The following is a 26,928-nucleotide window of genomic DNA, read 5'->3' as shown; positions in this document are numbered from 1 at the left end:
TCATACGCCGGTTGCCGGGATGCCACTGCGTTCCACTTTGCGCGGAGAGGTGATCTCCTTCCAGGTGGACAGCGCCTTGCTGACGGCTGTCACCGGTTCGCGCCTGACGAACTCGCCGTGGCCCTCGCGGGTCTTGATCGTACTTTCCTCGATCGCGACGACCCCGCGCGTCAGCGTGTAGCGCGGCAGGCCAGTCACTTCCTTGCCCTCGAAGACGTTGTAGTCGATCGCCGACTGCTGGGTCTTGGACGAGATGACCTTCGAACGGTTCGGGTCCCAGACGACGATATCGGCATCGGCGCCGACGAGGATCGCGCCCTTCTTCGGATAGATGTTGAGAATCTTGGCGATGTTGGTCGAGGTGACGGCGACGAACTCGTTCATCGTCAGCCGGCCGGTGTTGACACCATGCGTCCAGAGCATCGGCAGGCGGTCTTCGAGGCCGCCTGTGCCATTCGGGATCTTGGTGAAGTCGCCGACGCCGAAACGTTTCTGCGCCGTGGTGAAAGCGCAGTGGTCGGTCGCGACCACCTGCAGCGAACCGGAGGCGAGCCCCGCCCAGAGGCTATCCTGATGCTGCTTGCTGCGGAAAGGCGGCGACATGACGCGGCGGGCGGCATGATCCCAGTCCGGATTGGAATATTCGCTCTCGTCGAGCGTCAGGTGCTGGATCAGCGGTTCGCCGTAGACGCGCATGCCCTTGGAGCGGGCCCGGCGGATCGCCTCGTGCGCCTGTTCGCAGGAGGTGTGGACGATGTAAACAGGGCAGCCGGCCATGTCGGCGATCATGATGGCGCGATTGGTGGCCTCACCCTCGACTTCAGCCGGCCGGGAATAGGCATGCGCCTCGGGGCCGTTATTGCCCTCGGCGAGCAGCTTTGCCGACATGGAGGCGACCACGTCACCATTTTCGGCATGCACCAGCGGCAGGGCGCCGAGCTCGGCGCAGCGCTGGAAAGAGGCGAACATCTCGTCGTCATCAACCATCAGCGCGCCCTTATAGGCCATGAAGTGCTTGAAGGTGTTGATGCCCCTGTCGCGGACGATGGTCTCCATCTCCTTGAAGACCTGCTCGCTCCACCAGGTGACCGCCATGTGGAAGGAATAGTCGCAATTGGCGCGGGTCGATTTGTTATCCCACATGGTCAGCGCCTCCAGCAGCGACTGGCCGGGGGCGGGAAGGGCGAAATCGACCACCATGGTCGTGCCGCCGGAAAGCGCCGCGCGCGTGCCGCTCTCGAAATCATCGGAGGAATAGGTGCCCATGAAGGGCATTTCGAGATGAGTGTGCGGGTCGATGCCGCCCGGCATGACAAAACAGCCGGAGGCGTCGAGCGTTTCGTCGCCAGAGAGGTTCGGACCGATCTCGACGATCTTGCCGCCGTCTATCTTGACATCAGCCTTGTAGGTGAGGTCGGCCGTGACGATGGTGCCGTTCTTGATGACTGTGGTCATGATCGTTCCCTCTTCTTTTCTTTGGATGGTGAATAGAAGCTGAGCGTTTCCTCGCTGGCTTCAAGCCGGCCTTCCAATGCTGCCAGGATTGTTTCGAGTACGGAGCGTCTTTCGCGAGAGACTTCCTGATTCCAGAAGCGCAGGACAGAATAGCCATTTGCATTAAGCCATTCGGTTCGGCGTTGATCGCTGACGTTTTCGGCATGCTGGAAGCCATCGACTTCGACGATCAATCGTTTTTCGCGACAGAGGAAATCGACAATGAATGGCCCAAGCGGGACTTGCCTTGCAAATTTATAACAGTTCAAGCGGCGGGAGCGCAGGTCGCTCCAGAGATGGTATTCTTCTTCGGTTTCGTTTTGACGAAGCTGTCGAGCTTGTGCTGTTTTGACTGGGCGATGTTTGCGGATATCCTGTTTGATAATTTTGGTCGCGCCCGGAGCCCCCTCATCCGCCCTTCGGGCACCTTCTCCCCGAGGGGAGAAGGGAGAAGCCGCGACGTTCGCCATTCCCTTCTCCCCAGCGGGGAGAAGGTGGCCCGAAGGGTCGGATGAGGGGGCTCCGGGTTCTGCAGCAGACATCACACCACAATCTCCGCCGTCTCGACCACCGCGTGGAACAGCACGTCGGCTCCGGCCGTCGCCCATTCCTTGGAGATTTCTTCCGCCTCGTTGTGGCTGAGTCCGCCGACGCAGGGGCACATGACCATGGTGGCAGGCGCGACCTTGGCGGCCCAGCAAGCGTCGTGGCCGGCGCCGGAGATAATGTTCATGTGGCTGTAACCGAGACGTTCGGCGGCGGAGCGAACCGAGGTGACGAGCTTTTCGTCGAAGGTGACCGGTGCGAAATGGCCGATCGCCTCGATGGAACAGCCGACGCCCAGCGCGTCGCAGATGCCAGGCGCCTCAGCCTCGATCTTTGCCCGCATGCGATCGAGCTTGGCCTTGTCGGGCGAGCGGATGTCGACAGTGAAGACCACTTTGCCCGGCAGCACGTTGCGGGAATTCGGCGAGAAGAAGACTTGGCCGACGCCGCCGACGGCGCCCGGCTGCTCGCTCATCGCGACAGCCTGGACCATTTCCAGGATGCGCGACATGGCAAGACCGGCATTGACGCGCATGTTCATCGGCGTCGAGCCGGTATGGGCCTCCTTGCCGGTCAGCGTAAATTCCAGCCACCACAGGCCCTGACAATGGGTGACGACGCCGATCTGCTTTTCCTCGGCTTCGAGGATCGGACCCTGCTCGATATGATATTCGAAATAGGCGTGCATCTTGCGGGCGCCGACCTCTTCGTCGCCGACCCAGCCGATGCGCTTCAACTCGTCGCCAAACAGATTGCCCTCTGGATCCCTGCGGTTATAGGCGAAGTCCAGGCTGTGCACGCCGGCGAAGACGCCCGAGGCCAGCATGGCAGGGGCGAAGCGTGCGCCTTCCTCGTTCGTCCAGTTGGTGACGACGATGGGGTGCTTCGTCTTGATGCCGAGGTCGTTCATCGTGCGCACGATTTCGAGGGCCGAGAGCACGCCAAGCACGCCATCATATTTGCCGCCGGTTGGTTGGGTGTCGAGATGCGAGCCGACATAGACTGGCAGGGCGTCGGGATCAGTGCCGGGGCGGGTGGCGAACATCGTGCCCATGCGGTCGACACCCATGGTCAGGCCCGCCTCGTCGCACCATGTCTTGAAAAGGCTGCGGCCCTCGGCATCCGAATCCGTCAGCGTCTGGCGGTTGTTGCCGCCGGCGATTCCGGGGCCGATCTTCGCCATGTCCATGAGACTGTCCCACAGACGGTCGCCATTGATGCGCATGTTCTCGCCTGGTGCTGCCACCATTCTTCAAGCCCTCACCTGTTTGCGGCAGCCATGCAAGGGGCATGCCCGCCTGTTCCCGTGGTCCTTTCCCGCGCTGTTGTTGGTTTTGTCGAGCGCCGGAAAATCGCCAGTTGCCTTTGTTTTTCATCTGGCGGATATTTGACCGATTGGTAAACATTACAACTTCCACCGCGGGGCTCAAGACGAAAATCACGAAATTTGCCGATAAAAATGCGGGCAGTTGCTCAAGAAAGCGCCAGGGGTCGCCTCTGCCGAAACTTGAGGGAAGAAGTTGAATTGCAAGGGGAAACAATAGCCGATGGCTATTCCGAGAGCAGCGAAGACCCAGAGGCGAACGCGAATCCAGGAGGAGAAGGAAGAGCAGATTCTGGAGGCGGCGCTCGACGTGTTTTCGGCACGCGGCTTTCGCGGTTCGACGATCGACCAGATCGCCGAAGTCGCGGGCATGTCGAAACCCAATCTGCTTTATTATTTCCGCACCAAGGAAGCGATGCACCGGGCGCTGATCGACCGGGTCCTCTATACCTGGCTGGAGCCGCTGCGGGCCTTCGACGCTGAGGGCAATCCGGAAGAAGAAATTCGCAGCTACATCAGGCGCAAGCTGGAGATGGCGCGCGATTTTCCGCGCGAGAGCCGGCTGTTCGCCAATGAGGTGCTGCAGGGCGCACCGCATATCGAGGATGAATTGAAGGGGCCGCTGAAGGAACTGGTCGACGAGAAGGCGGAGGTCATCCGCGCCTGGACGAAATCAGGCAAGATCGTTGAATGCGATCCCTACCACCTGATCTTCTCAATCTGGTCGACGACGCAGCATTATGCCGACTTCGACGTCCAGGTGCGCGCCGTGCTGGGGCAGGAACATTCCGGCGAGGGGCGCTTCGAGGATGCCGCGCGGTTTCTGGAGCAACTCTTTATCGGCGGACTGCGGCCGGAGGGTGGCTAACAGCTCGATTTCCTGAGAAGATGCCTTTTTCAGCTCATGATCGCCGGCAGTTCCGCGGCCAGCGTATCGATGGCAAGACGCACTTTCGGCAGCATCACCGGCGATCGCGGCCAGACGGCATAGGCTTCAAATATGGTTGATGGTGTATCGGTCAGAACCCGCACGAGTGCACCTGAGAGGACCTTGTCCCGCACCAGCCAGCAGGTCAGCCAGGCAAGCCCGCGGCCTTCAACCGCGGCGTCTGCGATCGAGGCGAGATCATCGAGCCGCAACCGAGATTTCGGTAGAACTTCGCGTGGGGGGCCGGACGGAGCCGGGAAGGTCCAGGCCTTGTCATTATCACCCCTGCGATAGACGATACCATGATGGCGGGCGAGATCGTCGAGCGTTTGCGGGACGCCATAGTTTTCGAGATAAGCGGGCGAGGCGCAGACCGTCATGGACTGCCGGGCGATCGTTCGCGCCATCAGGTCGGGATTGTCCTTCAGCGGACCGTTGCGGACGGCAAGGTCGAAGCCGTCCTCTAGGAGATCGACGACCCGATCGCTGAAGGATAAGTCCAATTCGAGATCGGGGTGGTCGTCGAGCAGGCGGGTCAGGATCGGAGCGGCGCAATGACGTCCAAACAGCGCCGGCATCGATACCCTCAGCCTGCCGCGGACCTCGCGCCTGCCCGATTCAAGTTGGGCCTCGCCGATCCGGATTTCCTCGATGGCTTTCAGGCAGCGCTCATAGAAGAACCGGCCCTCGTCGGTCAGGCTCTGGGTCCGGGTCGTGCGGTTGAAGAGCCGGACGTCGAGTCGCTGTTCGAGCCTTGCGATCGTCTTGCTGACCGCCGAGCGGGTGAGGTGAAGCCGTTCGGCGGCGGCGGAGAAACCGCCGGCTTCGACCGTTTGGACGAAGATCGAAATCCCCTTCAGTTGCTCCATCTTTGTTTCCTTTGTGGCACCAGTTTGACGACATAATATCGCAACAGGCGATGAATATTCAACGATATACCTGCTGCTCCTCCAATCGAGAAGGAGCAGGAGATGCAGACGACAAAGCAGTGGCAAACCGATGCCGTTGGGCCGGAGGCCAATCTGAAGATCGGTGAAGCGAGAATTCCCGACGTGTCCGGCAGGATGATCCGGGTGCGGACGCAGGCGGTCTCCCTCAATTTCCGCGACAGGCTTGTGCTCGAAAGCGGCATGGGACTGCCGCTGCAGTTTCCCTTTGTCCCGGCCTCGGACATGGCAGGCGTGGTTGAGGCCGTCGGGCCGGATGTCACACGCTTCAAACCCGGAGATCGAGTTATCTCCACCTTTTCCCCGGATTGGATCGATGGACGCGGCCCGGGCAACGCGCGTAATCTACCCTACCAGACGCGCGGCGGCTTCCATCCGGGCGTGCTGACCGAACACACCGTGTTTTCCGAGGAGTGGTTCACGCATGCGCCGAAAACGCTCGATGCCGCTGAAGCGAGCACGCTGCCCTGCGCCGGACTGACGGCATGGTTCGCGCTGATCGAATGCGGCAAGCTCAAGGCTGGCGACAAGGTGCTGGTGCAGGGAACCGGCGGCGTCGCGCTCTTCGGCCTGCAGATCGCCAAGGCGCATGGCGCCGAGGTCTTCATCACGTCAGGCAGTAGCGAAAAGCTCGACCGGGCGCTGGCGCTCGGTGCCGATCATCTGATCAACCGGCACGAGGGCGACTGGGTGGCGCAGTTCCATCAACTGACCGGCGATGACGGCGCCGACCACGTGCTCGAAATCGTCGGCGGACCACATCTCGGCCAAGCGCTGAAGGCTGTGGCGATTAACGGCCGCATTTCGGTGATCGGCGTCCTCGAGGGTTTTGAGATCTCGGCGCCGGTGGCGCCACTGCTTCTCAAGGCGCCCGTCCTGCAGGGAATTACGGTCGGTCACCGCAGGGCACTGGAGGATCTGGTGCGCGCCGTCGACCAGACCGGGCTGAAGCCTGTTATCGACAGGCGTTATGGCTTCGAAGAGCTGCCGCAGGCGCTCGATCATCTCTATCGAGGCCCCTTCGGCAAGATCGTCATTGAGTTTTGAGACATGAGGCTCCCTGCGCATCGTGGAGGGGAGCCTTCTGTTATTCGGCAGCGATGGTTTCGGTTTCGAAGGCAAAACCCTCATCGGCCCAACCGGTCATGCCGCCGATCATCAGCTTGGCTCTGAGGCCGAGCTTGGCAAGGCGAAAGGCCGCCTTGTCGGCGCCGTTGCAATGCGGACCAGCGCAATAGACGACGAAGAGCGTGTTTCTTGCCCATTCCGACATGCGATGTGCGGTCATCTTGCCGTGCGGCAGGTTAATCGCGCCCGGCACATGGGACTGCGCAAACAGTGCCGGCGAGCGCACATCGAGAAGAACGAAATCGACCTTTCCAGCTGCGAAAGCGGCGCGGACATCCGAACAATCGGTCTCGAAGGCGAGCTTAGCGGCATAATGGGCGGCGGCGAGGTCAGGCTCGGCGGCGGGGATTTCGAAGACGGCGCTTGGCATCGGTCTTTCCTTTCGTGCTGGATTGCCCCCTGATATCGCCGATGTTAAAGCTTGGCGAAATTGGCCATCATGACTGACAGCGTAAAGATCATGCCAAACATATCTCCGAAGACGAACGGACCGCTGGTCGCGGTGCTTGCCTATGACGGGCTCTGCACCTTTGAATTCGGGATAGCTTATGAGGTCTTCGGCCTGCCGCGTCCCGAGATGGGCGAGGGGTGGTATCGCTTCTCCGTCTGCGGCATCGAGCTGGGGCCGCTTCGCGCCGCCGGCGGATTGACGGTCGCGGTCGACAGGGGGCTGGAAGTGCTCGACGCGGCGGACCTGATCGTCGTGCCCGGCTGGCGGTCGATCGATGCGCCGGTGCCGGAACCGCTTGCCGCCGCTCTCAAGGCAGCGCATCAGCGCGGCGCGCGCATCATGTCGCTCTGTTCCGGCGTTGCAGTCCTTGCCGGCGCCGGACTGCTTGCCAACCGCAGGGCGACAACACATTGGCGCTATGTCAACTCGATCGCGGCGCTTTATCCCGACATCACGCTCGACGCGGATGTACTCTACATAGATGAGGGCAGCCTGCTGACAGCGGCCGGCAGCGCCGCAGGCATCGATCTCTGCCTGCATGTGGTGCGCGGCGATTTCGGCTCGGAGGCGGCAAACAGCGTCGCCCGCCGCCTCGTCGTGCCGCCGCACCGCGAAGGCGGGCAGGCGCAGTTCATCGGCGCGCCGGTTCCGGAGGAACGTGAGGGCATACGCCTCAGCCCGCTGATCGACTGGATGCGCGCAAGCCTTGCCGAGGAGCAGCCGATCAGCCTGCTCGCCAAAAGGGCCGGCATGAGCATACGCACTTTCCAGCGCCGCTTCGAAGCGACGACGGGTCTCAGTGTCGGCGAATGGCTGCTGAAGGAGCGGCTGCGCCATGCGCGCGACCTTCTCGAAAGAGAACTTGGCGTATCGCTCGACGATATCGCGATATCAAGCGGCTTCGGCACGCTGGCGACGATGCGGCACCACTTCCGCAAGCGGCTGGGCACGAGCCCGCATGCCTATCGGAAGTCATTCGGCGGTTAGCGCCTGACGGTGCCACTCGCTTCACTTACACTCTATGGCAAAGGTCTCGTACGGCTTGAGCTCAACCGTTTCCCCGATCATGTGCACCGGTTCATAATTGCAGATCAGGCATTCTCCCTTGATGGCGAGCTCCGTCGGTAAACTCAGCGCAATAGTCCTAGCGGTGAAGTTGGCAACCACTATGATCCAGCTCCTGTCGAGCGCGCGGGTATAAACGAAGACATCGGGGTGCTGGTCGAGCCAGGACCGGTACTCCCCATAGACGATGACAGGGTGGGTTTTCCGGAGAGCGATCAGCTTGCGATAATGGTTCCAGATCGACCTCTCGTCCTTGATGGCCGCTTCGGCGTTGACCTTCGGGTAATTGGGATTGACCTCGATCCAGGGCACGCCGGTGGAGAAACCGCCGTAGGGGGCAGCACTCCATTGCATCGGTGTGCGGGCGTTATCGCGGCCGTTCTCGTTTGCGCCGCGGATGAATTCCTCCGGTGAAAGGCCGGCCTCCACGTGCAGCCTGTGCATGTTGATAGTTTCGATATCGCGATACTGTTCGATGGAGGTGAAGGGGACGTTCGTCATGCCGATCTCCTCGCCCTGATAGACGAAAGGCGTGCCCTTCAGCAGATGCAGAACGGTCGCCAGCATCTTTGCCGACTCGACGTGATAGCCGCTGACATTGCCGTAGCGCGATACGGCGCGCGGCAAATCGTGATTGCCCCAGAAAAGCGAATTCCACCCATCTTCGGATAGAGCCAGCTGCCACTTGCTGAGGACGGTCTTGAGGTTCACGAGGTCGAACGGTTTCGGGCGCCATTTCCCGTAAACCGCGTCCCATTGCTGGGTGACGTGCTCGAACTGGAAGATCATCGACAGTTCCCGGCGTTCACGCCCGGAATAGAGGAGCGCCGCGCCCGGCGTGGCGCTCCAGGCTTCGCCGACCGTCAGGACGTCGCGGCTGCCGAAGGTTTTGGCATTCATCTCCTGCAGATAGTCGTGCAGGTGCGGCCCGTCCTTGACGATCTCCCGGTCCACCTGCTTGCCGATGTAGTCGATGACATCCATCCGAAAGCCTGCGATGCCGCGTTCGAGCCACCAGTTCATCATGTCATAGATTTCCGCCCGCACCCTTTCGTTCTCCCAATTGAGGTCCGGCTGGCGGCGGGAAAACATGTGCAGGTAATATTCCCCGGTGCCGGGATCGAGCGTCCATGCCGGCCCGCCGAAGGAGGATTTCAGGCCGTTGGGCGCCCCTCCGTCCGGCGCTGGCTTGCGCCAGATGTAGAAGTCGCGGAACGGGTTATTCGGCCCCTGACGGGATTGAACAAACCATGGATGCTCGTCCGATGTGTGGTTGACGACGAGATCGAGCATGATGCCGATTCCACGTTCTCTAGCTTTTGCCACCAACTGGTCGAAATCGGCGAGCGTGCCGAACTCGGGCGCGATGTCCCTATAGTCGGATATGTCATAACCGTTGTCGTCCATCGGCGACCTGTAGATCGGCGATAGCCAGATGATGTCGATCCCGAGTTTCTTCAGATAATCGAGCTTGGAGGTAATGCCCGGAATATCGCCGATGCCATCTCCGTTGCAATCGCAGAAGCTGCGCGGATAGACCTGGTAGACAGTTGCCGTATGCCACCATTTTGGTTGGAGAGGTGATCGCTCGGGACCTCCCAGCGGTGTCGTGGACTGATCCATCGGAAGCTTTCCTACTTGTTTGGGATCTTGGGAGAACACCGGTGGTGCGCGTGGGTTCCATCAGGCCGGACTTCATCCCAACTTCCCGTTCGTAGCCGTGGCGCGGCTCAAGGAACCCCCTCCCTCCGGAACCGTTAGAAGGTGTGGCAACAGAGATTATCGGGAGACCGTCGCGGTGCCGAACCGAAGCAGCAGCTGGTATGCATAGGCTATTCCATATTCGAAGGTGCAGAACCCGTCGTAGGCAAGCACCGCGACCAGCAGTGCGGGTGCCGATGCAATGGTCGTCGGAGAGGAATGCGGGGTTCTCCAGTGCGAACGTCGGAAAACTGTGTCAGCCGATCGTCGCCGACGGACCGTTTTCCGACAAAACGGAAATCGATTTTAACGGCATGCAGCCCAGGAAGTTCAGAGATCTCATCGGCGATGTGGAGTTCGAAGGTATCCTCCAACCACGCCCGGAGCTCGAGCCCTATGCCGACCATTGGTTTGTTTCGGAAGGAAACGGATCATGACGCTCATCGGTTATCACGCATCCCATGAACAATTTTCGCCAAGTGAGCTCCTTGGATATGTGCAGGCGGCGGAAGCTGCAGGTTTCGGCGCCGTGATGTCGTCCGATCATCTGACGCCATGGAGCGAGAGGCAGGGTCAGTCAGGCTTTGCTTGGGCGTGGTTAGGGGCGGCCCTCCAGGCGACGCAGTCTATTCCCTTCGGTATCATAACCGTCCCTATGGGCTGGCGTTATCATCCGGCGATTACTGCACAGGCCGGCGCTACAATCGCAGAGATGTTTTCCGGACGGTTGCCGTGGATCGCGGTCGGCAGCGGGCAAGCCATGAATGAACACGTCATGGGTGAACGCTGGCCTTCCAAGGCAGAAAGAAATGAACGACTGCGAGCGGCGGTCGAGATCATACGGGACTTATGGTCGGGGAAGCTTGTCAGTCGGTCAGCGCCGATCAAAGTCGATCAGGCGCGGGTCCATACCCTGTCGAACAGGCTTCCCCGCATTGTCGCCGGTGCTCTTTCGCCGGAAACGGCCGAGTGGGCGGGAGAATGGGCGGATGCGCTTATCACCATTAACCAGCCGCCCGACAAGCTCGGCGAAGTCGTCGATGCCTTCCGCCGTGGCGGCGGGAAGGACAAGCCGCTCTATTTACAGGCGCATGTGTCCTATGCCGACTCCGAAGGCGAAGCCAGGGCAAACGCTTTCGACCAATGGCGGAGCAACGCGATTTCGGCCGCGATCTCGGAAACGCTTCGTTTGCCGGAGGAGTTCGACGAGGCGTGCCTGAAGGTGCGGCCCGAAGACATGGATGAGCATGTGCGCATCTCGGCCGATCCGCAACAGCACGTCGAGTGGCTGAAGGCCGATATCGCGATGGGATTTGAAGAGATTTATATCCACAATGTCGGGCGCAACCAGCGCGAGTTCATCAAAACCTTTGGACACGAGGTCGTGCCCGCTTTCAGCATCGGCGCGCCGATTGCTGCAGGCGATCTCTCGATCCGAGCGGACTTGGAGGGCAGGCCAGGTATCAGCTGATGAGGACTTCAAAAAGTGCGGCTGGTCGCGCACGCGCCGCCCACCGGTCGCCTGTCCAAAGGAGGTATCATGTTCAAGAAATACGCCTACGCCTGGATCACAGTCGGCTTCTTTCTATTTTCGCTCGCCGGCCATTGGTTATTTGGCTGGTTCGCCTTTGTCGGCGAGCAACAGAGCCACGGTCAAGCCCCTGATATCAATGCCTACCTCATGGAGATGAGCCGAGACACCTTTGAAAATTGGCAGTCCGAATTCTTACAGTTGCTCTGGCAGGTCGTGGGTCTTGCCTACTTTCTCTATATCGGATCTCCTTCTTCGAAGGAAAACGATGACCGCACCGAAGCGAAACTGGACGCTCTGATCAGATTGAATGGCGGAGAGAAGGCTGAAGCGATCATCGCCGAGATCGACAAACACTTCATGAGAACCGGTGGACATGCCGGTCCATACGCCCACGAGCTGGAGACGCAAAGAGGCCCGAAACGGATCGGCGACGCCACCTAGGCCGGCGCAGGCGGATCACGGAGGTGCCGGTCGTTTGCATCCCGCAGCCGGTCGGGGCCTGTCGAGGCGCCCGAAGCAGCCACGTAAAAGGAGAGTGGCCACGATTCTTTCCAGCTTGAGGTCAAGCGCCGCACGGAGGTACGCTAGCGGACGGAAACAAGTCCCTCCAGACGACGTTTGGTCTGCGGAAGTCAGGAGGAGCCGTGGCACACGATGAACAGATAGTGGCGATCGCCGGCGCGCTTGAACGCCGGCAGGTCATCTTGTTCGTTGGCGCAGGCATATCGATGAATGTCGGCTTACCGTCGTGGACCTGCCTGATTGACCACATGTTGATGGATCTAGGCCTGCCTTCGTCGTTCGCCGTCGCGAACGGCACGACCTACCAGGAGATCGCCGAATATTACCGCTTGAAGCACGGCTCATTGTCTCAGTTTGGTCGACTGGATGAAGCGCGAGTGGCAGATTTCGCCGGCGCAACTGAAAAACTCGGAGTTGCATCGGCTGATCGTGGAACTGGACTTTCCTCTCGTCTACACGACGAATTACGATTCAAATCTCGAGATGTCCTATGAAACATTCGGGCGGCCATTCACCCGGATCACGAGCGCGAAAGACATGGCCACGGCGCCGGCCGGCAAAACACAGATTGTCAAATATCACGGCGATTTCTCCGATCCTGACACGCTGGTGCTGACCGAGTCGGACTACTTCGACCGCCTGTCATTTGATGCCCCCTTGGACATTAAATTCAGGAGTGATGCCTTCGCCTCGACATTGCTGTTCATCGGCTACAGCATGTCAGATCTGAATATTCGCTTTTTGCTCCATCATCTGTGGTCAACGTGGCGTCGAACAGGGCTGGACCGACACCGGCCGCCGCTATTTCTCTTCATGCATGAGCCAAGCGAAGTCCAGGTGCACGTCCTCAAGAGGTGGGGCGTCACCGTCCTCAGCGGCGATGGCGAGAATTCAGGTCACTCCCTCGCTCAGTTCCTCGGACGTCTGCTTGAACGACGAAATCCGGACGACTGCCGCTAAGTGTCAGGATCTCCGGCTCGCAAAATGCCGGCTTGCCACTCCTCCATCGGCACTGCTGGCGCGTCTTGCTTATTATGGAGTTTTGCGGCGGCGAGCACGAGGGCAATATCCCCATTCAATACCCAGCGCTTCTGAAAATCATAGGGGCGGCGGCCGCTACCAGCGTATGAGGCATCTTCACTGGACCACGAGAGACGCCATTGGTGAGCCTCTGGTGGAGCAAAAAGCGGATCCGGCAGACTGTCTATCGCGAGATCATTGCCGAAGTTGATCAGCAATAGTCTCTCGTCAGAGGGTTCCTCCGCGAAGAATCGCAGTAGAAAGGCGGCACTGGACAAGATACTGCCGTCCATTTCGCCGTCACGGGCGCAGGCTTGGCGGGAAAATGCCTTTTCTATCTGACGCAGATTCAGCAGGTCGCGATGAAGCTGAACGACTGCCGCGTTCCTCTCCCATTCGGCCCAATCAAGCTTCACCTTGTCGAACGTCTCGCGAGCACATGGATCCGCCATGTGTCTGATGAGTTCTTCATCCCGAAGGTTCGGGAATTGACTGATAAAATCGCGCCGTCCCTGCCGTACGATGTCGGCGATTTCTCCGGTGTGATCAGCGAAATAATAGAACGGGGAAGAGGAACCGAACTCCTGCCCCTGAAAGAGCATGGGCGTCTGCGGCCCCAGCAGCTGGAGCGCCGTCAGGGCTCGAAGGCGAGCCGGCGATGTTATGTGGCCGATCCTGGCTCCTGTGCCGGAGTTAGCGACTTGATCGTGGTTTTGGAGAAAGTGTACGAAATTCCACGGCTTGAGGTCGAGCCCCGCAGTGCCCCGTGGTTTGTCCTGCCAATCATATCTTTGTCCCTGAAACAGGCAGCCATATTTGGCGGCAGAAACGAGCTCCTGAGCGGTACCACAATAATCATGAAAATAGGCTTCGTTGCGGCCCGTCAGCGCCACTGTCGCGGAGCGGTGGAAATCCTCATTCCACAAGGCGTCCAGCCCATGCCCTCCCACCTCAGCCGGCCGCACCATACTGGTTTGTTGCGGCTCATTTTCGCTGACGAGATAGATTTGACGCTGTCTCGCTGCTGCGCGAGCTTCCCTGGCGATAACCGTGACGATGTGTTCGCGGCTTGAGTCGAATAAGGCCTGCGTTGCATCGATGCGCAGTCCATCAAAATGAAATTCGTCGATCCAATAAGCCGCGTTCTTTGCGACGTACTCGCGAACGCCACGGCTGTTCGGTCCATCGAAGTTGATCGACTTGCCCCACTCGTTCGAATAACGCTCGGTGAAATAGTCTGGTGTGAATTCGCAAAAACGCTCACCTTTACCGAAGTGATTGTAGACGACGTCGAGGATCACCCCAATGCCGAGCCGGTGGGCTTCGTCGACAAAGGCGCGCACATCATCCGGTGGTCCATAGAGTCGGGTCGGAGCATAGAGCAACGTGCCGTCGTAACCCCAGCCGAACTCGCCTTCAAATTCGTTGATCGGCATGACTTCCAGGCAGTTGATGCCAATCGACTGGAGTCTTGCCAGCTTTTCCCTAGCCGCCGCAAAGGTCCCCTCCCTTGTGAAGGTGCCGACGTGCATCTCATAGAGAGCGGCTCCGAAGGGGGACATTCCTTGCCAATGGTGATCGCGCCACTGATACCGCGTCGGATCCACGACGACTGATGGCCCCGATGGACCCTCCGGCTGAAAACGCGAGGCAGGATCGGCAAGAAGATCACCTGCGTCCTCAAAGTGAAACCGGTATCGCGTCCCTGCAGCCAGACCGGGCAGATAGAGGCAGAAGTAGCCGCCTTCCTCCGCCGTCATCTCATATCCGGAATTTTCCTCGATGACGAGGAAACAGCGTTCCCTGGCAGGGGCCCATAGCCGGAACGAAACGCCGCCGGCATCAACCTCCGCTCCGATCGGGAGGCGTCGGCTCCAATGGGGGGGTGCCGGTCTCGATTTTTCGCTGCTTGAGTGGTCGTGCATGGCTCTCTCGCGGAGATCGCCTGCGATAACTTCGGCAGCCTCATGATGTTCCCGCTTCAGGGTCGTCCATCAAGCCGGAAATCCGGATTTGCAATCTAGCGTTACGCCGCGGACGCGCTGGTCCGCGGCGTTGCGAAGCCGTCACTCCGCCGCCTGGCGGGCCATCGGATTATTCGGGTGGGTCGTCCAGTTGGCATAGTTCGGATCGACGACGCGGCCGGTGCGCTTGTCGATGGTGCCGGCGGCAAGCGGTTCCATGGTGATGCAGTTCTCGACCGGGCAGACGTTGACGCAGAGATTGCAGCCGACGCATTCCTCTTCGATCACCTCGAAATGGCGTAGCCCGTTGACGACGTTGGTGATTGCCTGGTGCGAGGTGTCTTCGCAGGCGATGTGGCAGCGGCCGCATTTGATGCAAGCATCCTGGTCGATCTTCGCCTTGGCGACGTAGTTGAGGTTCAGATACTGCCAATCGGTGACGTTGGGCACTGCGCGGCCGGTGATGTCGTCGAGATTGCGATGGCCCTTTTCGTCCATCCAGTCGGAGAGACCCGTTATCATCTCCTGCACGATCTTGAAGCCATAGGTCATCGCCGCCGTGCAGACCTGAACGTTGCCGGCGCCGAGAACCAGGAATTCGGCCGCGTCCCGCCAGGTGGTGATGCCGCCGATGCCGGAGATGGGCATGCCATAGGTTTCGGGATCGCGTGCGATCTCGGCGACCATGTTGAGAGCGATCGGCTTGACCGCCGGGCCGCAATAGCCGCCATGGCTGCCCTTGCCGCCGACCGTCGGGTTGGGAGCGAAGTTGTCGAGATCGACCGACACGATCGAATTGATCGTATTGATCAGCGAGACGGCATCGGTGCCGCCGGCTTTGGCGGCGCGGGCGGGGCGGCGGATGTCAGTGATGTTGGGCGTCAGCTTTGTGATGACGGGCATGCGGGTGTACTGCTTGCACCAGCGCACGACCATTTCGATATATTCCGGGACCTGGCCGACGGCGGAGCCCATGCCGCGCTCCGACATGCCGTGTGGACAGCCGAAATTGAGTTCGATGCCGTCGGCGCCGGTCTCCTCGACCAGAGGCAGGATCGACTTCCAGGCCTGTTCCTCGCAGGGCACCATGATCGAGGCGATCAGCGCCCGATCCGGCCAGTTCATCTTCACCTGCTTCATTTCACGCAGGTTTGTATAGAGATCGCGATCGGTGATGAGCTCGATATTGTTGAGGCCTAGCAGGCGGCGGTCGGCGCCGAAAATCGCGCCGTAGCGCGGGCCGTTGACGTTGACGACGGGCGGGCCTTCCTCGCCGAGCGTCTTCCAGACCACGCCGCCCCAGCCGGCCTTGAAGGCGCGCTCGACGTTATAGGCTTTGTCGGTCGGCGGCGCGGATGCCAGCCAGAACGGGTTCGGGGATTTGATGCCGACAAAATTGTTGCGGAGATCAGCCATTGTTCATTCTCCCCTTCAAGCAACCGCGACAGCCGGAGCGGCTGTTGCGGAGAGGGCGCGATGGATGGATTCAGCCGCGTCGCGGCCATGGGCGACGGCGGAAACCGTGAGGTCCTCGCCGCCGAAGACGCAGTCGCCGCCGGCCCAGACGCCGTCGAGCGAGGTGCGGCCTTCGACGTCGACCGCGATGCGGCCGGACTCCATGCGTAGCGAACCAAGGCCCCCGGCATCAAAGGTCTGGCCGATCGCTTTGAAGATCTGGTCGGCGGCAATCACGCCGGTCTCGCCGGTGCCGACGAGGCGGCCCTCGACGATCTTGGTGTATTCCACTTCGATCGCGGCAACTTTGCCGTCCTGCGACAGGATCGATTTCGGCGCCAGCCAGTGGCGGATGATGACGCCCTTGGAGCTTGCCAGATCCTGCTCGTATTCGGAGGCGTTCATGTGCTCCTTGCCGCGGCGGTAACAGATCGTCACCTCCTCGGCGCCGAGCAGCTTTGCCTGCACGGCGGCATCGATCGCCGTCATGCCGCCGCCGAGGACGACGACACGCCGTCCGATGGCGATGTCGCTCTTGTCTTCGGCCTGGCGGAGGGCGGCGATGAAATCGACTGCGTCGTCGACGCCTTGAAGGTTCTCGCCCTCGATGCGCAGCGCATTGACGCCGGCAAGGCCGATGCCGAGGAAGACGGCGTCATATTGCGCCTGCAGATCGGAAAGCGAGAAATCGCGGCCGAGAAGGGCGCCGTGGCGCACCTCGATGCCGCCGATCGAGAGGATGTAATCGACCTCCTTCTGGGCGAAATCGTCGACCGTCTTATAGGTGGCGATACCGTATTCGTTGAGGCCGCCGGATTTTTCCCTGGCGTCGTAAATCGTGACGGAATGGCCCTTCACGGCCAGGCGATGGGCGGCGGCAAGGCCTGCCGGGCCCGCGCCGACGACGGCGATCCTCTTTCCCGACGCTTCGGCCTTGACATAGAACTGTTTGCCCCCCTGCATGGCGGCATCGGTCGCATAACGCTGCAGGCGGCCGATCTCGACGGGCCGTTCCTCTGCCGTGTTACGCACGCAGGCCTGTTCGCAGAGCTCTTCGGTGGGACAGACGCGGGCGCACATGCCGCCGAGGATGTTCTGGTCGAAGATCGTCTTGGCCGAACCCAGCGGATTGCCGGTCGAAATCTGGCGGATGAAAAGCGGAATGTCGATCGAGGTGGGACAGGCCGTCATGCACGGCGCGTCATAACAGAAATAACAGCGGTCGGCGGCGACCAGCGCCTCGTGATTGTCAAGGCGCGGATGCAGGTCGGAAAAATTAGCCTCATACTCGGCGGGCGAAAGCCGGCCGGCATGAATCCCAGTTTCCAGTCGTTCCATTGAAGTTCCCTCATTATTGGTAAACGGCCTGTGAGGAAAGCGTAACTCAGGTTTAAAAATTTATCAAACGGTAAAATTTTGACGGATCCTCCTGGAAGAGGTGCCGGTAAATTACTGTTTTTTAAAGACCAATTTCTTCAGTCTCGACTGATGATTTAACTGAGCGTGCGGCGAGGGAAGGGCATCGGAAAAAAGATTAAAAAAACCCGATTTTTTTCGAATGGCAGGGAACCAAACTTAAACTTCGCCGTTATTGCGGTATCCGGATGGTGATCGCATCGACCCAACATGCGCGCCCCCAACCCACTATCCGGACGTACTCACGGTCCCCTCCCGGTGAGTGAAGACAGCCGGTGCGCCGCCCTCGCACCGGCTGTTTTTCGTTGTGGTGTCGCTCTTCACACTCGCTTGAAGATCTCGAATTCGGTTTCCGGAATAGTCAGCCGATATTCGATACGGCCGGGCACGAGGTTCAATTCCGCCTTGCCGTTGACCGACGAGGGTACGACACGCTCCAGCACGGTGCGGCCGAAGCTGTTATCGCTGAATTCGTGGACTTCAGACTGATCCTGCAGCACTTCGGCCCAAGCGATCTCGATCGCCTTCCTGTCGTTGATCATCGCTTCGCGGCAGTTCAACGTGATTGAGGCGGCGCCGCCTGATATTGCCCCGTAGGAAGCGGAGTTGACAATGAGCTCGTGGAGGGCGAGGCCGAGATGCACGGCGGCATTCGGCGTCAGATGGGCATTGATGCCGTAGATCGGCATGGAGCCTGATGTCTCCGGCCAGTAGGGAGCGAACTGTTTTTCAGCGAGTTCGAAGAGATAGGCGCCCCGCCAGCTCGAATCCGTGACGAGGTCCTGGGAATTCGAAAGCGATTGCAGCCTGCCGCGGAACTTGAGGAGGAAGCTGTCGAGCGAGAGCGTGTTGCGCGCTGTTTGAGTCGCAATGCCCTGAATGATAGCGAGAAGGTTCTTCGAGCGGTGCGAGAGCTCACGCAGCAGCGATTTCAGGACTTTTTCGCGATGCCGGCTTTCAGTGACCTCCGTCATCACGGACAGAAGTCCAAGCGTGCCGCGGTCGCCAGTGCGTTGGATCTTCAATTCGTAGGTACGCAATTCGCCGTCGACATCGATTTCGACCTCGGCATTGTTGGGAATGCCAGTCTCCAGCACCTTGCGCTTCAGCGCCGTCAGATATTGTCCATGGATATCACCGAAAAGGGCGGAATCACTGCCGCCGGGCATAAAAAGCGCTGCGAAGTGCGGCGGCAGATTTTCGGCGTAGAAGATTGAAAGCCGGGCGTCCTGGCAGAGGATCGAAATCCCGGCGCTGCCGAGCGCCCGCTCCATCATTGCGGCTTTGCCTTCGAAGGTGAAAGGCGTGCCCGACAATGGTTCAGTCGTATTCACTCGGCCGCCTTTCCCTGTGACATCTCGGAGCATCGCTGAACGGAACGCCCCGCCAGAAACCGCCTGCCAACTCTAGAATAAAGCGCTGCAAAAACCGTTAAAGCCATCGGGGCGCCCCGGTAGCACCGGAACGCCTGTCTCGGCGGTTTGGTTCCGAGAACCGGAAAATTGCGTCTCAGGCGGCTACCTTGGTCGATTCATTGAAGAAAAGCGCTTGACTGATCAGGGCCTTGACCATGTCGGGATTGAACGGTTTGGTGACGAGGAAAGTGGGTTCGGGGCGTTCGCCCGTCAAAAGCCGTTCCGGGAATGCGGTGATGAAGATCACCGGCACGCTCGACGTCTTGAGGATGTCGTTGACCGCGTCTATGCCGGAACTGCCGTCGGCAAGCTGGATGTCGGCGAGCACCATGCTCGGCTTCGTCTTGTTGTAGAGCGCGACGGCTTCGGCGTGCGTGCGGGCAATGCCGGTGACGCGATGGCCGAGGCTCTCGACCATTTGCTCTATATCCATGGCGATCAGCGGTTCATCCTCGATAATCATGATGTCGGTTGCGACCTGACGGGAGATTTCCTGCGAGGCCTTGTCGAGCAACTGCATGACATCCTGTTCATCGAGTTCGAGAATTTCCGCGATTTCTGCAACGCGGAAATTCTCCACCGACGCGAGCAGGAAAGCCTGGCGGGCGCCCGGGGAAACCTTGGACAGATTGAGTGTGGCGCGCTGCTCCCATGCATAAGGGGAAGTCGGCTCCGGAATCTGGACCGCAGTGGAACCAAACAGTTGCGTGAACAGTTTGTAAAGCGCGACCCGGTCATTGGCCGTATCCGGGAAAATCGACAAATCGGCTATAATGGCTTCAAGAACGGCAGCGACGTAAGCGTCGCCTGAAGTCTGGGTGCCGGTAAGGGCGCGGGAATAGCGACGCAGATAAGGAAGGTGCGGCGCAATTCGAGTAGAAAGTGTCATTAAAGGCTCCCGTATGCAGGCCGGTCGTAGGTTCAATGGCCAGTTAACGCTGCCTTGGTAAAAAAGTTCCGGAACGGTAGGAACTTTTTTTGTCGCGCCGCATTATTCCACCCGACAAAGAAAGGGCGGGCGTAGCATTTTGATCCATGCCGCGGCAAATATCAGCGATATCGATAGTGGAACGGTCGGTGTCGGTGGTTGATCTCTTGATTGCACGCCTTTGTAACAGATAACGGTGAGAAGACGAGTTGATGACTACACGCAATAAAGAGGCGGCGGATCAGCGGAAGCTGGAGCTGCGGGCAAGCGATATTCTGGACCCGAACAACCAGATCGGCGTCAAGCTGCGGTCGCTCTATGCCGCGGCACAAGAAGAGGCGATCCCCGATCGTTTTCTCGATCTTCTCGAAAAGCTCGACCATGCTGAAATGATGGCTTCTGCCAAGATGGCCGAATAGGATCGTCGCATGGAAGAGAAACTGCAACCCAGCTTTAAGCGGGAATTGCTGGCGGCCCTCCCTAGCCTTCGCGCTTTTGCCATTTCGCTGATCGGACGGCACGATCGCGCCGACGATCTCGTCCAGGACACCATCATGAAGGCCTGGGCCAAGCAGGACCATTTCGAGATGGGCACCAATATGAAGGCCTGGCTCTTCACAATCCTGCGCAACGAACTCTACAGCCAGATGCGCAAGAGCGGTCGCGAGGTGCAGGACAGCGACGGGCTGTTCACGGAATCGATGGCCATGCATCCCTCGCAGTATGGCGCACTCGATCTGCAGGACTTCAAGAAGGCGCTCGATCAGCTGCCGCCGGACCAGCGCGAGGCGATCATCCTCGTCGGTGCCTCAGGTTTTTCATACGAAGAGGCGGCCGAAATCTGCGGCTGCGCCGTCGGCACCATCAAGAGCCGCGTCAACCGCGCGCGGCAGCGCCTGCAGGAACTGCTGCAGATTTCAGGCGAGGCCGATTTCGGCCCCGACGCCACTTCGGCGCCTCTGACATCGAAGGCTTTTGCGTTCTGAGAAGCGACTCTGCTTGAAAAGGACGCCGGCTGTCTCTTGGGCGCGCCGGCGTTTTGCTTCGTTGCACGGGGAGGACGCTGTACGGTGGTTGTTATTCGAGGCACTACCTCTCCTCCCTCATTTCCTGTGCCTGTCACAGGAATCCAGCGCGCCCAAGTCTTTGGGCGCGAACGACTCTAACCTTTGAAGCTTTTTCATTCACGGCGCAGACGCGCCGTGGCTGGATTCCTGTGACGAGCACAGGTGAGGGAGAGTGGAGTGGGAGTCCTGCCCCAATCTTCTGCTTGCGTGTAGAAAGGGATAGCACACCTTCCTACCTCTCTTCTTGTGGGCGAGCGAGTGGCTCCCCTAATCCTCCCGCTTCGAGCCGATCAGATTGGCCGCGACGATGGCGGCCAGGACGCCGGCGGTGAGCAGCGGCTGGGCTCGGACGAGGCCGATGCCTACCGTCGCCAGAGATTCCAGCGCCGCACGGCGATCGCGGGCGCGGCGTGCCTCCCGGGCGTTGATGATCGACATCACCACCAGCACGATGATTGCGATCAGCAGCGCGCAGACGGCCAGGAAGAGGACCGCGGCGAGCGGACCATAGATGCCGGCGAGCCAAATGGCGCCGGCGGTCACCGCCAGCGCATACGCGGTGAGGAGGAAGAGCGCGGCGAGCGCGATGAAGATGGTGTTGCGTTTGACGCGCGCGACGGTCCGATGTACGCTTGCGCCCGTCAGCAGGCTGAGGATCGAGAGCATCGCGCTTCCTCAGCGACGGGCGAGGAAGGCGATGGCCAAGCCGAATGCGGCAGCGGCGCCGACGGTAGCCAGCGGATGCTTGCGTACCGTCTCGCGCATTTCTGTGGCGCCGCGCTCGTAACCGTGCTGCAGCTCGCGCAGCAGATCCTCGCTGCGGCTGAGCAGTTCCTCATAGCCGGCGTTGGCCTGACTGCGAATCTTTTCGCTCTGGTGGCGCGAGTTCTTGCCGACGAGGCGCGTCAGTTCGGCGAGCTCGTCGCGCAATGCCTCGATCTGTTCTTCGATGCCGGATTCAAGATGGTGGAAGGTGCCGTTGCGGCGGCTGCGGCCGGACTGGAAGATAGAATAGCTCATGGCTGTCTCCATTGGCTGGGGCGCGCGCGAGCCCGCCTGTTTCGCACGAGGGTCACCACCGTCCGTTGCATGAATGATGTCGCCCGGCATTGACCCAGATCATTGCCGACAACGTGTTGAAGGGGCAAAAGTTCCGCCCGCGCAGGCTTAGGCACAGGAGAGGGCGCTGTGGGCGAGCACGAAAGGCGTGCCATCAGCCGGGATCTGATTGATCCGCAGCGCGCAGCCAAATACCGAAAGCATCGTCTCGTCGGTCAGCACCTCTTTAACTCTACCGGCGGCGGCGAGCCGGCCGGATTTCATCAGCACGAGCCGGTCGGCAAACAGCGCTGTCAGGTTTAGGTCGTGCATGACGGCGATGACGCCGCCGCCGCGTTCGCAGAAATTGCGCGCGAGCGTCATAATGGTCAGCTGGTGGCTGATGTCCAAGCTCGAGACCGGCTCGTCGAGCAGCAGCCAGCAGGGTTTGCCGGCGACGACGGGTTCGGAGATCTGGCACAGCACGCGGGCAAGCTGCACGCGCTGCTGCTCGCCGCCGGAGAGTTCCTGGTAGAAGCGGCCTTCGAAACCGGTCAGATCGACCGAGGCGAGGGCGGCCGCCGCCGTCTGATCTGATTTGTCGGGATGCAGGTTCAGGCCCGAAGTCAAGCCGATGCGGACGATCTCGCGCACGGTGAAGGGAAAGGAAATGGCGCTTGCCTGCGGCAACACGCCGCGAATAGCGGCAAGCTGCCAGGGTTTCAGCCCCTTCACCTCGTCGCCGCCGATGCGCACCGAGCCGCCATAGGCGAGCTCGCCTGAAACCGCCTTCATCGTCGTCGTCTTGCCGGAGCCGTTCGGCCCGGCGATCGCCGTCAGCTCTCCTGCCCTTGCGGTGAAAGCGACTTCGCTGATGATTGATTTGCCGGAAAGGCGCACGGAGAGGCCGGACACTTCGATCATCTGCACGTCACTCACAAGTTCTCTCAGATGGCAAGGCGCGAACGCTGCTTCAGCAGGATCCACAGGAAGAACGGCCCGCCGACCGCCGCGGTGATGATGCCGATCGGCAGCTCGGCCGGGGCGACCAGGGTGCGGGCGAGCACGTCGGCGAAGATCAGCAGCGAGCCGCCGAGAAGGGCTGCGGCCGGCAGCAGGAAACGATGGTCCGGCCCGATCGCCATGCGAAGGATGTGGGGTACGACGATGCCGACGAAACCGATGCCGCCGCTGACGGCGACGGAAGCGCCGGTCGCAGCCGCGACGCCTGTGATCGCGACATTCTTCAGCCGCTGCACCGGTACGCCCATGTGAAAGGCGGCCGCCTCGCCGAGCGTGATGGCATTGAGGCCGCGCGCCATGAAGGGCAGGGCGGTGAAGGACAAAAGGATGATCGGGCCGGCGGCGGCGATCTTCGTCCATGTGGCGCCGGCGAGCGAGCCCATGCTCCAGAAGGTCAGGTCGCGCAGCTGCTGGTCGTTCGCCATGTAGATCAGGAGGCCGGTGAGCGCCAGCGCCAGCGCGCCGAGCGCGATGCCGGCAAGCAGCATAGTCGCCACCGAGGTCTGGCCATGCCGCGTCGCGATCCTGTAGAGCAGCAGCGTCGTGGCGAGACCGCCGCCGAAGGCGGCCGCCGGCAGGGCATAGATGCCGAAAAATGCCTGGAGGGGCGCTGCGAGACCGCCGCCGAGCACGATCATGGCGACCGCGCCGAAACTTGCGCCGGAGGAGACGCCGACGAGGCCGGGATCGGCCAGCGGATTGCGGAAGAGGCCCTGCATCACCGTGCCGGAAACGGCAAGCGAAGCGCCGATCAGGAAGCCGAGGATCGCGCGGGGCAGGCGGATGTCGAAGATGATGACCCGGTCGCGGGCGCTGAGCGCCGTCTCGGAGCCGGCCATATTGGCGATGACGTCGAGGATCGAGGCATCCGATGCGCCCGTCGTCACCGAAAACAGCATCGCGAAAATAGAGCCGGCGGCAAGCAGGGCGATCGCCAGCAGAGCGAGCCGCGTCCTGTCTCCTGCCTGCCTGACTTTACGCATCTCTGCCACCCGGACTGGTCGCCTTTGCTCCGTCATGGCTTGCGGCCGGGCCATGATCAGCCCCCGTAGATCGCCGCGTTGAGGTCACGCACCGCGCTTGCCGTGCGTGGACCGAAGCCGAGCAGGTAGACGCCGTCCATCCGGATGATCGCCTTCTTCTCGCCGGCCGGCGTCAGGGCGATTGCCGGCTGGGCCAGCAGGTCCTCGTTCTTGGTGCCGGCGCCATCGCCCCGGTTCATCATCAGGATGATGTCGGGCTTGGCTTCGATGATCGCCTCGTCCGTCAGCGGCTTGTAGCCGGGGAATGCGCCGACGGCGTTGACGGCCCCGGCAAGCTTGATGACGCCATCGGCTGCCGTGCCGGTGCCTGATGCCATGATCCGGCCGTTCTGGGCGCTAAGAATGAAGAGAACGCGCTTGCGCGCGGTCTCCGGGCGCTTTTCGGCATCGGCGATCGCGGTGTCGAGATCGGCCGCGACCTTTTCTTCGAGCGCCTTCGCCTTGTCGGGCACGCCGAGGAGCGTGCCGACGCGGTCGATCTTGGCGATGATGCCGTCGCGGGTGAAGGTGTTCGGCACGGTCTCGAAAGGCACGCTGGCATTCTTCAGCACGGCAAGCGCCTCCGGCGGACCGGAGCCCTCGACGGCGATGATCGCCGTCGGGTTCATGGCAAGGATGCCTTCCGGCGAGAGCGCGCGCATGTATCCAACGTTCGGCAGCTTGAGCGCCGCCTCCGGATAGAGGCTCGTGGTATCGCGGGCGATCAGCCGGCTTTCCTCGCCGAGCGCATAGATGATCTCGGTGACGTCGCCGCCGACCGAAACCAGGCGCGATGTGTCGAGCTTCTTCTCCTCGGCATGGGCGGCGCTAGCGAAGGCAAAGCTTTTGCCGGCCGGCGCCGTCGGGATCAGCGGCAGCGCCATGACGGCGGCCGTCAGGGCCAGTTCCCAAAGGCGGATCCGGCGCAGGTTTTTACGCATCGTCATCGCTGTGGTCCTTATGCGGCGGCACTTGCTGCGCGCGGCAGGTTTTCCATGATATCGCGCCATTCGGCGCGCTCGTCGGAGCCTTCCTTCCGCTTGCCGAAGAACTGGATGATCATCTCGCCCGCGGCATTGTAAGCCTCCAGCGAGGTGACGTGGCCGTCCTTGGTCGGCTTGCGCACGGCCCAGGTCTCGGCAATGTGATCCTGGCGCAAATGCAGGTGGAAGTTCGGATCCATGATGTTGATCCATGGACCCATCGCCTGCACGTTGAAGATCGGGCCGGAATGGATCTGGACGATGCCGTCATTGGCGACGAAGCACATGATCGGCAGGCCCGATTTCACCGAGGCATGCATCATCTCCGCCGTCGCGGTGTTATCGAGTTTCCAGGCATAGTCGTCGCCGACGGTGCGGATGGCTGCCTGGCGGCCGATCTTCAGGCGCTTCAGCATGCCGAAGAATTCATGGGTGTCGGTGAGCTTGCTCCAGTTGTCACGCAGCTCGTCGCGGCTGACGTCGGCGGTCTCGTCGGCTGCATTCGAGATCTCGGCCTCGACGAATTCCTGCGACTGTTCTTCGAGTTTCAGCTCGGCGACGATCGCGTGATAGGCCTCGATATCAGAGTTTGGGCGCAGGTGAATCTTGTGCACCGCGTTGCCTGCCTTGTCGAAATATTGCAGGCTGAGGCGCTCCTGGTCGCCATCCTTCTTCGAGACGGCGAAGCCATGCTCCCAGCGGCTCGGGAAGATGCGCAGGTCGATATTCTCGCCGAGAACGATCGCGCTCTGCACGCCTGATTTGATGTTTTCGAAGACGCCGATCTTTTCGTGCACGGCGCTTTCGTTGCGCGACAGCGCCATCACTTCGCCGAGGCGCTCCACGCGCTCGAGAAGCTTCAATGCGCTGCCGTCGATGCGGGTGACGCTGATGCCGGTCTCGGCCGCGACGAGAGCTGCTTCGGAAATCTTCAGCCGGGCGGCCATATCGCGCTCGCGCATCTTCGGATTTTCGGCCCGAAACGCGCGGATTTCTGCTGGAGCCGGTCTTTTCTGCTCGGTCATGTCTTACCTACTTATTGGCCCTATTTATTGAGAATGAGTTTGCCCTGGCGGGTGATCTTCAGGCGGTAAACCAGCCCGTCGTGTCTGATCATGATCTCGTTCGTGCCGCGGAAAAGATCCGCGCTTTCGACGATCCGGTGCTGCGCCGCCGGCTCGTTGGGCATTGGCGCATGTTTAAAGGTGTCTGGCTTTTCAACCATCATTTCGGTTGGCAATTCCGTGAGGCCGGCGATCAGAAGGTCTCCGGCTGCGTTTACAATTAACTTGACTTTCTTACTCATAGTTTTTTAAAGACGCAATAGAAGACTAACGTAGTCAAGTTTTTGAGATTGCTGATACGAAGCCGTCCGCTGACGGCTCGCGACAATGCGGAGAAGATGATGACGGGTAGGTTTGCGGCCGTTGCGGCCGGCTTGGTGATGACGGTTGCAGGCGTAGCCCAGGCGCAGGAGGCGGCGCCCGCAGCCTCCCTCGATGTCGAACTCAACGCGCTGGCGCCCTCGCAGAAGGGCTGCATGATGACCTTCGTGGCGCTCAACAAGCTACCCGCCGCCATCGACAAGGTTTCCTTCGAGCTCGCCTTCTTCAACGACAAGAATGCCGTCGACCGCATCACCGTTCTCGATTTCCGCGATTTGCCGCAGGGCAAGAAGCGCGTGCGCCAGTTCGACATGCCGAATGTCAAATGCGAGAGCGTGACCCGCATCCTGATCAACGACACGCCGGTCTGCGATGGGCCGGCCGCCGGCGAATGCATGAAGGGTCTCGTCACTCGCTCGCAGATCTCCGTTCCCTTCGAAGGTTAGAGCATTTCGGAAATGCTCTAACTCTTTGGCTTTACGCAATTCCGGACGCAAAACCGCTGCGCACTTTTGCTGGAATTGCTCAAGAAGACGCCGGGCATGAACCCCGGCGGACATGTTTCCGGCTGT

At 60.7% G+C, this 26,928-nt stretch carries 26 protein-coding genes and 1 pseudogene; 9 read left to right on the top strand and 18 right to left on the bottom strand.

Features of this window, described 5'->3' with window-relative positions; translation table 11 throughout:
- The 3 genes from hydA to ACQ7C1_RS13005 are packed head-to-tail and all read right to left on the bottom strand — an operon-like array spanning position 1 to position 3,289.
- A complete protein-coding gene (hydA, locus tag ACQ7C1_RS13015) occupies positions 1 to 1,455 on the bottom strand; it encodes a dihydropyrimidinase (RefSeq protein WP_430958553.1) in 1,455 nt (484 codons plus the stop codon).
- A complete protein-coding gene (locus ACQ7C1_RS13010) occupies positions 1,452 to 2,036 on the bottom strand; it encodes an endonuclease domain-containing protein (protein ID WP_430958552.1) in 585 nt (194 codons plus the stop codon). The genes hydA and ACQ7C1_RS13010 overlap by 4 nt, the downstream gene beginning before the upstream one ends.
- Positions 2,036 to 3,289 (bottom strand): Zn-dependent hydrolase, encoded by a 1,254-nt coding sequence (locus ACQ7C1_RS13005; RefSeq protein WP_430958551.1) that lies wholly within the window; start codon positions 3,287 to 3,289, stop codon positions 2,036 to 2,038. The genes ACQ7C1_RS13010 and ACQ7C1_RS13005 overlap by 1 nt, the downstream gene beginning before the upstream one ends.
- 298 nt (positions 3,290 to 3,587) lie before the next feature.
- Between ACQ7C1_RS13005 and ACQ7C1_RS13000 the strand changes: the two genes are divergently transcribed.
- A complete protein-coding gene (locus tag ACQ7C1_RS13000; protein WP_430958550.1) occupies positions 3,588 to 4,232 on the top strand; it encodes a TetR family transcriptional regulator C-terminal domain-containing protein in 645 nt (214 codons plus the stop codon).
- 29 nt (positions 4,233 to 4,261) lie between these two features.
- Here ACQ7C1_RS13000 and ACQ7C1_RS12995 read toward each other — a convergent pair whose 3' ends face one another.
- A complete protein-coding gene (locus tag ACQ7C1_RS12995) occupies positions 4,262 to 5,161 on the bottom strand; it encodes a LysR family transcriptional regulator (RefSeq protein WP_430958549.1) in 900 nt (299 codons plus the stop codon).
- A 102-nt stretch (positions 5,162 to 5,263) separates the two neighbouring features.
- Between ACQ7C1_RS12995 and ACQ7C1_RS12990 the strand changes: the two genes are divergently transcribed.
- Positions 5,264 to 6,286: a zinc-dependent alcohol dehydrogenase family protein gene (locus ACQ7C1_RS12990; RefSeq protein WP_430958548.1), complete on the top strand. Its 1,023-nt coding sequence runs from the start codon at positions 5,264 to 5,266 to the stop codon at positions 6,284 to 6,286.
- Between the two features lie 40 nt (positions 6,287 to 6,326).
- Here the strand turns inward: ACQ7C1_RS12990 and ACQ7C1_RS12985 are convergent, their stop codons facing one another.
- Positions 6,327 to 6,737 carry a rhodanese-like domain-containing protein gene (locus ACQ7C1_RS12985; protein ID WP_183699138.1) on the bottom strand — a complete coding sequence of 137 codons (411 nt, stop codon included), beginning with the start codon at positions 6,735 to 6,737 and terminating at the stop codon, positions 6,327 to 6,329.
- A gap of 69 nt (positions 6,738 to 6,806) precedes the next feature.
- On the opposite strand from ACQ7C1_RS12985, the gene ftrA reads away from it, so the two are divergent.
- Positions 6,807 to 7,805 carry a transcriptional regulator FtrA gene (ftrA, locus tag ACQ7C1_RS12980; protein WP_430958547.1) on the top strand — a complete coding sequence of 333 codons (999 nt, stop codon included), beginning with the start codon at positions 6,807 to 6,809 and terminating at the stop codon, positions 7,803 to 7,805.
- A 21-nt stretch (positions 7,806 to 7,826) separates the two neighbouring features.
- Here the strand turns inward: ftrA and ACQ7C1_RS12975 are convergent, their stop codons facing one another.
- The gene (locus tag ACQ7C1_RS12975; RefSeq protein WP_430958546.1) at positions 7,827 to 9,506 is read right to left on the bottom strand and encodes a glycoside hydrolase family 13 protein; all 1,680 of its coding nucleotides are present in this window, start codon (positions 9,504 to 9,506) and stop codon (positions 7,827 to 7,829) included.
- Positions 9,507 to 10,017: 511 nt separating this feature from the next.
- Here ACQ7C1_RS12975 and ACQ7C1_RS12970 point away from each other — a divergent pair.
- The 3 genes and pseudogenes from ACQ7C1_RS12970 (at position 10,018) to ACQ7C1_RS12960 (ending at position 12,600) form a co-directional block, all read left to right on the top strand.
- Entirely contained in the window at positions 10,018 to 11,055 is a 1,038-nt protein-coding gene (locus ACQ7C1_RS12970; RefSeq protein ID WP_430958545.1) for a TIGR03885 family FMN-dependent LLM class oxidoreductase, read from the top strand.
- A gap of 69 nt (positions 11,056 to 11,124) precedes the next feature.
- Complete coding sequence (locus tag ACQ7C1_RS12965; protein ID WP_207243184.1) at positions 11,125 to 11,559, top strand: DUF6766 family protein; 435 nt, start codon at positions 11,125 to 11,127, stop codon at positions 11,557 to 11,559.
- Positions 11,560 to 11,762: 203 nt separating this feature from the next.
- A pseudogene (locus tag ACQ7C1_RS12960) lies at positions 11,763 to 12,600 on the top strand (SIR2 family protein).
- Here ACQ7C1_RS12960 and treZ read toward each other — a convergent pair.
- The 5 genes from treZ to ACQ7C1_RS12935 all read right to left on the bottom strand — a co-directional run bounded on the left by treZ (position 12,597) and on the right by ACQ7C1_RS12935 (position 19,799).
- Entirely contained in the window at positions 12,597 to 14,585 is a 1,989-nt protein-coding gene (gene treZ / locus ACQ7C1_RS12955; RefSeq protein WP_430958544.1) for a malto-oligosyltrehalose trehalohydrolase, read from the bottom strand. The pseudogene ACQ7C1_RS12960 and the gene treZ overlap by 4 nt on opposite strands.
- A 141-nt stretch (positions 14,586 to 14,726) precedes the next feature.
- Positions 14,727 to 16,040: an NAD-dependent dihydropyrimidine dehydrogenase subunit PreA gene (gene preA / locus ACQ7C1_RS12950; RefSeq protein ID WP_097600644.1), complete on the bottom strand. Its 1,314-nt coding sequence runs from the start codon at positions 16,038 to 16,040 to the stop codon at positions 14,727 to 14,729.
- A gap of 15 nt (positions 16,041 to 16,055) precedes the next feature.
- Entirely contained in the window at positions 16,056 to 17,417 is a 1,362-nt protein-coding gene (locus ACQ7C1_RS12945; protein ID WP_430958543.1) for an NAD(P)-dependent oxidoreductase, read from the bottom strand.
- A 398-nt stretch (positions 17,418 to 17,815) separates the two neighbouring features.
- On the bottom strand, positions 17,816 to 18,811 hold the full coding sequence (locus ACQ7C1_RS12940; protein WP_430958636.1) for a sensor histidine kinase: 996 nt from the start codon (positions 18,809 to 18,811) through the stop codon (positions 17,816 to 17,818).
- Between the two features lie 193 nt (positions 18,812 to 19,004).
- Complete coding sequence (locus ACQ7C1_RS12935) at positions 19,005 to 19,799, bottom strand: response regulator (RefSeq protein ID WP_020922074.1); 795 nt, start codon at positions 19,797 to 19,799, stop codon at positions 19,005 to 19,007.
- Between the two features lie 251 nt (positions 19,800 to 20,050).
- Between ACQ7C1_RS12935 and ACQ7C1_RS12930 the strand changes: the two genes are divergently transcribed.
- Together ACQ7C1_RS12930 and ACQ7C1_RS12925 are read left to right on the top strand one after the other, a co-directional pair.
- A complete protein-coding gene (locus ACQ7C1_RS12930; RefSeq protein ID WP_011426508.1) occupies positions 20,051 to 20,257 on the top strand; it encodes a NepR family anti-sigma factor in 207 nt (68 codons plus the stop codon).
- A gap of 9 nt (positions 20,258 to 20,266) precedes the next feature.
- Positions 20,267 to 20,824 (top strand): RNA polymerase sigma factor, encoded by a 558-nt coding sequence (locus tag ACQ7C1_RS12925; protein WP_011426507.1) that lies wholly within the window; start codon positions 20,267 to 20,269, stop codon positions 20,822 to 20,824.
- 348 nt (positions 20,825 to 21,172) lie between these two features.
- Here the strand turns inward: ACQ7C1_RS12925 and ACQ7C1_RS12920 are convergent, their stop codons facing one another.
- The 7 genes from ACQ7C1_RS12920 to hemP form a co-directional block, all read right to left on the bottom strand.
- Positions 21,173 to 21,571, bottom strand: a complete 399-nt coding sequence (locus ACQ7C1_RS12920; RefSeq protein WP_430958542.1) for a hypothetical protein — start codon at positions 21,569 to 21,571, stop codon at positions 21,173 to 21,175.
- A 9-nt stretch (positions 21,572 to 21,580) separates the two neighbouring features.
- Complete coding sequence (locus ACQ7C1_RS12915) at positions 21,581 to 21,925, bottom strand: hypothetical protein (protein WP_430958541.1); 345 nt, start codon at positions 21,923 to 21,925, stop codon at positions 21,581 to 21,583.
- Positions 21,926 to 22,072: 147 nt separating this feature from the next.
- Positions 22,073 to 22,867, bottom strand: a complete 795-nt coding sequence (locus ACQ7C1_RS12910) for a heme ABC transporter ATP-binding protein (protein ID WP_430958635.1) — start codon at positions 22,865 to 22,867, stop codon at positions 22,073 to 22,075.
- A gap of 23 nt (positions 22,868 to 22,890) precedes the next feature.
- Positions 22,891 to 24,003, bottom strand: a complete 1,113-nt coding sequence (locus tag ACQ7C1_RS12905) for a FecCD family ABC transporter permease (RefSeq protein WP_430958540.1) — start codon at positions 24,001 to 24,003, stop codon at positions 22,891 to 22,893.
- 2 nt (positions 24,004 to 24,005) lie between these two features.
- Entirely contained in the window at positions 24,006 to 24,935 is a 930-nt protein-coding gene (locus tag ACQ7C1_RS12900; RefSeq protein WP_430958539.1) for a heme/hemin ABC transporter substrate-binding protein, read from the bottom strand.
- A gap of 11 nt (positions 24,936 to 24,946) precedes the next feature.
- The gene (locus ACQ7C1_RS12895) at positions 24,947 to 25,996 is read right to left on the bottom strand and encodes a hemin-degrading factor (protein WP_430958538.1); all 1,050 of its coding nucleotides are present in this window, start codon (positions 25,994 to 25,996) and stop codon (positions 24,947 to 24,949) included.
- A 20-nt stretch (positions 25,997 to 26,016) separates the two neighbouring features.
- Positions 26,017 to 26,199: a hemin uptake protein HemP gene (gene hemP, locus ACQ7C1_RS12890; protein ID WP_430958634.1), complete on the bottom strand. Its 183-nt coding sequence runs from the start codon at positions 26,197 to 26,199 to the stop codon at positions 26,017 to 26,019.
- 177 nt (positions 26,200 to 26,376) lie between these two features.
- Here hemP and ACQ7C1_RS12885 point away from each other — a divergent pair, with 177 nt between their 5' ends.
- A complete protein-coding gene (locus tag ACQ7C1_RS12885; RefSeq protein ID WP_430958633.1) occupies positions 26,377 to 26,802 on the top strand; it encodes a hypothetical protein in 426 nt (141 codons plus the stop codon).
- Positions 26,803 to 26,928 lie beyond the last annotated feature (126 nt).

Source organism: Rhizobium sp. Nf11,1 (assembly GCF_050587665.1).
GTDB lineage: Bacteria > Pseudomonadota > Alphaproteobacteria > Rhizobiales > Rhizobiaceae > Rhizobium.
The sequence above is the reverse complement of the archived record's forward strand: the minus strand, read 5'-3'. Positions and strand labels throughout refer to the sequence as shown.

Excerpts from the sequence above, each read along its gene's own strand:
- hydA (WP_430958553.1), bottom strand. The coding sequence starts at position 1,455 with ATGACCACAGTCATCAAGAACGGCACCATCGTCACGGCCGACCTCACC.
- ACQ7C1_RS13010 (WP_430958552.1), bottom strand. The coding sequence starts at position 2,036 with ATGTCTGCTGCAGAACCCGGAGCCCCCTCATCCGACCCTTCGGGCCAC.
- ACQ7C1_RS13005 (WP_430958551.1), bottom strand. The coding sequence starts at position 3,289 with ATGGTGGCAGCACCAGGCGAGAACATGCGCATCAATGGCGACCGTCTG.
- ACQ7C1_RS13000 (WP_430958550.1), top strand. The coding sequence starts at position 3,588 with ATGGCTATTCCGAGAGCAGCGAAGACCCAGAGGCGAACGCGAATCCAG.
- ACQ7C1_RS12995 (WP_430958549.1), bottom strand. The coding sequence starts at position 5,161 with ATGGAGCAACTGAAGGGGATTTCGATCTTCGTCCAAACGGTCGAAGCC.
- ACQ7C1_RS12990 (WP_430958548.1), top strand. The coding sequence starts at position 5,264 with ATGCAGACGACAAAGCAGTGGCAAACCGATGCCGTTGGGCCGGAGGCC.
- ACQ7C1_RS12985 (WP_183699138.1), bottom strand. The coding sequence starts at position 6,737 with ATGCCAAGCGCCGTCTTCGAAATCCCCGCCGCCGAGCCTGACCTCGCC.
- ftrA (WP_430958547.1), top strand. The coding sequence starts at position 6,807 with ATGACTGACAGCGTAAAGATCATGCCAAACATATCTCCGAAGACGAAC.
- ACQ7C1_RS12975 (WP_430958546.1), bottom strand. The coding sequence starts at position 9,506 with ATGGATCAGTCCACGACACCGCTGGGAGGTCCCGAGCGATCACCTCTC.
- ACQ7C1_RS12970 (WP_430958545.1), top strand. The coding sequence starts at position 10,018 with ATGACGCTCATCGGTTATCACGCATCCCATGAACAATTTTCGCCAAGT.
- ACQ7C1_RS12965 (WP_207243184.1), top strand. The coding sequence starts at position 11,125 with ATGTTCAAGAAATACGCCTACGCCTGGATCACAGTCGGCTTCTTTCTA.
- treZ (WP_430958544.1), bottom strand. The coding sequence starts at position 14,585 with ATGCACGACCACTCAAGCAGCGAAAAATCGAGACCGGCACCCCCCCAT.
- preA (WP_097600644.1), bottom strand. The coding sequence starts at position 16,040 with ATGGCTGATCTCCGCAACAATTTTGTCGGCATCAAATCCCCGAACCCG.
- ACQ7C1_RS12945 (WP_430958543.1), bottom strand. The coding sequence starts at position 17,417 with ATGGAACGACTGGAAACTGGGATTCATGCCGGCCGGCTTTCGCCCGCC.
- ACQ7C1_RS12935 (WP_020922074.1), bottom strand. The coding sequence starts at position 19,799 with ATGACACTTTCTACTCGAATTGCGCCGCACCTTCCTTATCTGCGTCGC.
- ACQ7C1_RS12930 (WP_011426508.1), top strand. The coding sequence starts at position 20,051 with ATGACTACACGCAATAAAGAGGCGGCGGATCAGCGGAAGCTGGAGCTG.
- ACQ7C1_RS12925 (WP_011426507.1), top strand. The coding sequence starts at position 20,267 with ATGGAAGAGAAACTGCAACCCAGCTTTAAGCGGGAATTGCTGGCGGCC.
- ACQ7C1_RS12920 (WP_430958542.1), bottom strand. The coding sequence starts at position 21,571 with ATGCTCTCGATCCTCAGCCTGCTGACGGGCGCAAGCGTACATCGGACC.
- ACQ7C1_RS12915 (WP_430958541.1), bottom strand. The coding sequence starts at position 21,925 with ATGAGCTATTCTATCTTCCAGTCCGGCCGCAGCCGCCGCAACGGCACC.
- ACQ7C1_RS12910 (WP_430958635.1), bottom strand. The coding sequence starts at position 22,867 with ATGATCGAAGTGTCCGGCCTCTCCGTGCGCCTTTCCGGCAAATCAATC.
- ACQ7C1_RS12905 (WP_430958540.1), bottom strand. The coding sequence starts at position 24,003 with ATGGCCCGGCCGCAAGCCATGACGGAGCAAAGGCGACCAGTCCGGGTG.
- ACQ7C1_RS12900 (WP_430958539.1), bottom strand. The coding sequence starts at position 24,935 with ATGACGATGCGTAAAAACCTGCGCCGGATCCGCCTTTGGGAACTGGCC.
- ACQ7C1_RS12895 (WP_430958538.1), bottom strand. The coding sequence starts at position 25,996 with ATGACCGAGCAGAAAAGACCGGCTCCAGCAGAAATCCGCGCGTTTCGG.
- hemP (WP_430958634.1), bottom strand. The coding sequence starts at position 26,199 with ATGATGGTTGAAAAGCCAGACACCTTTAAACATGCGCCAATGCCCAAC.
- ACQ7C1_RS12885 (WP_430958633.1), top strand. The coding sequence starts at position 26,377 with ATGACGGGTAGGTTTGCGGCCGTTGCGGCCGGCTTGGTGATGACGGTT.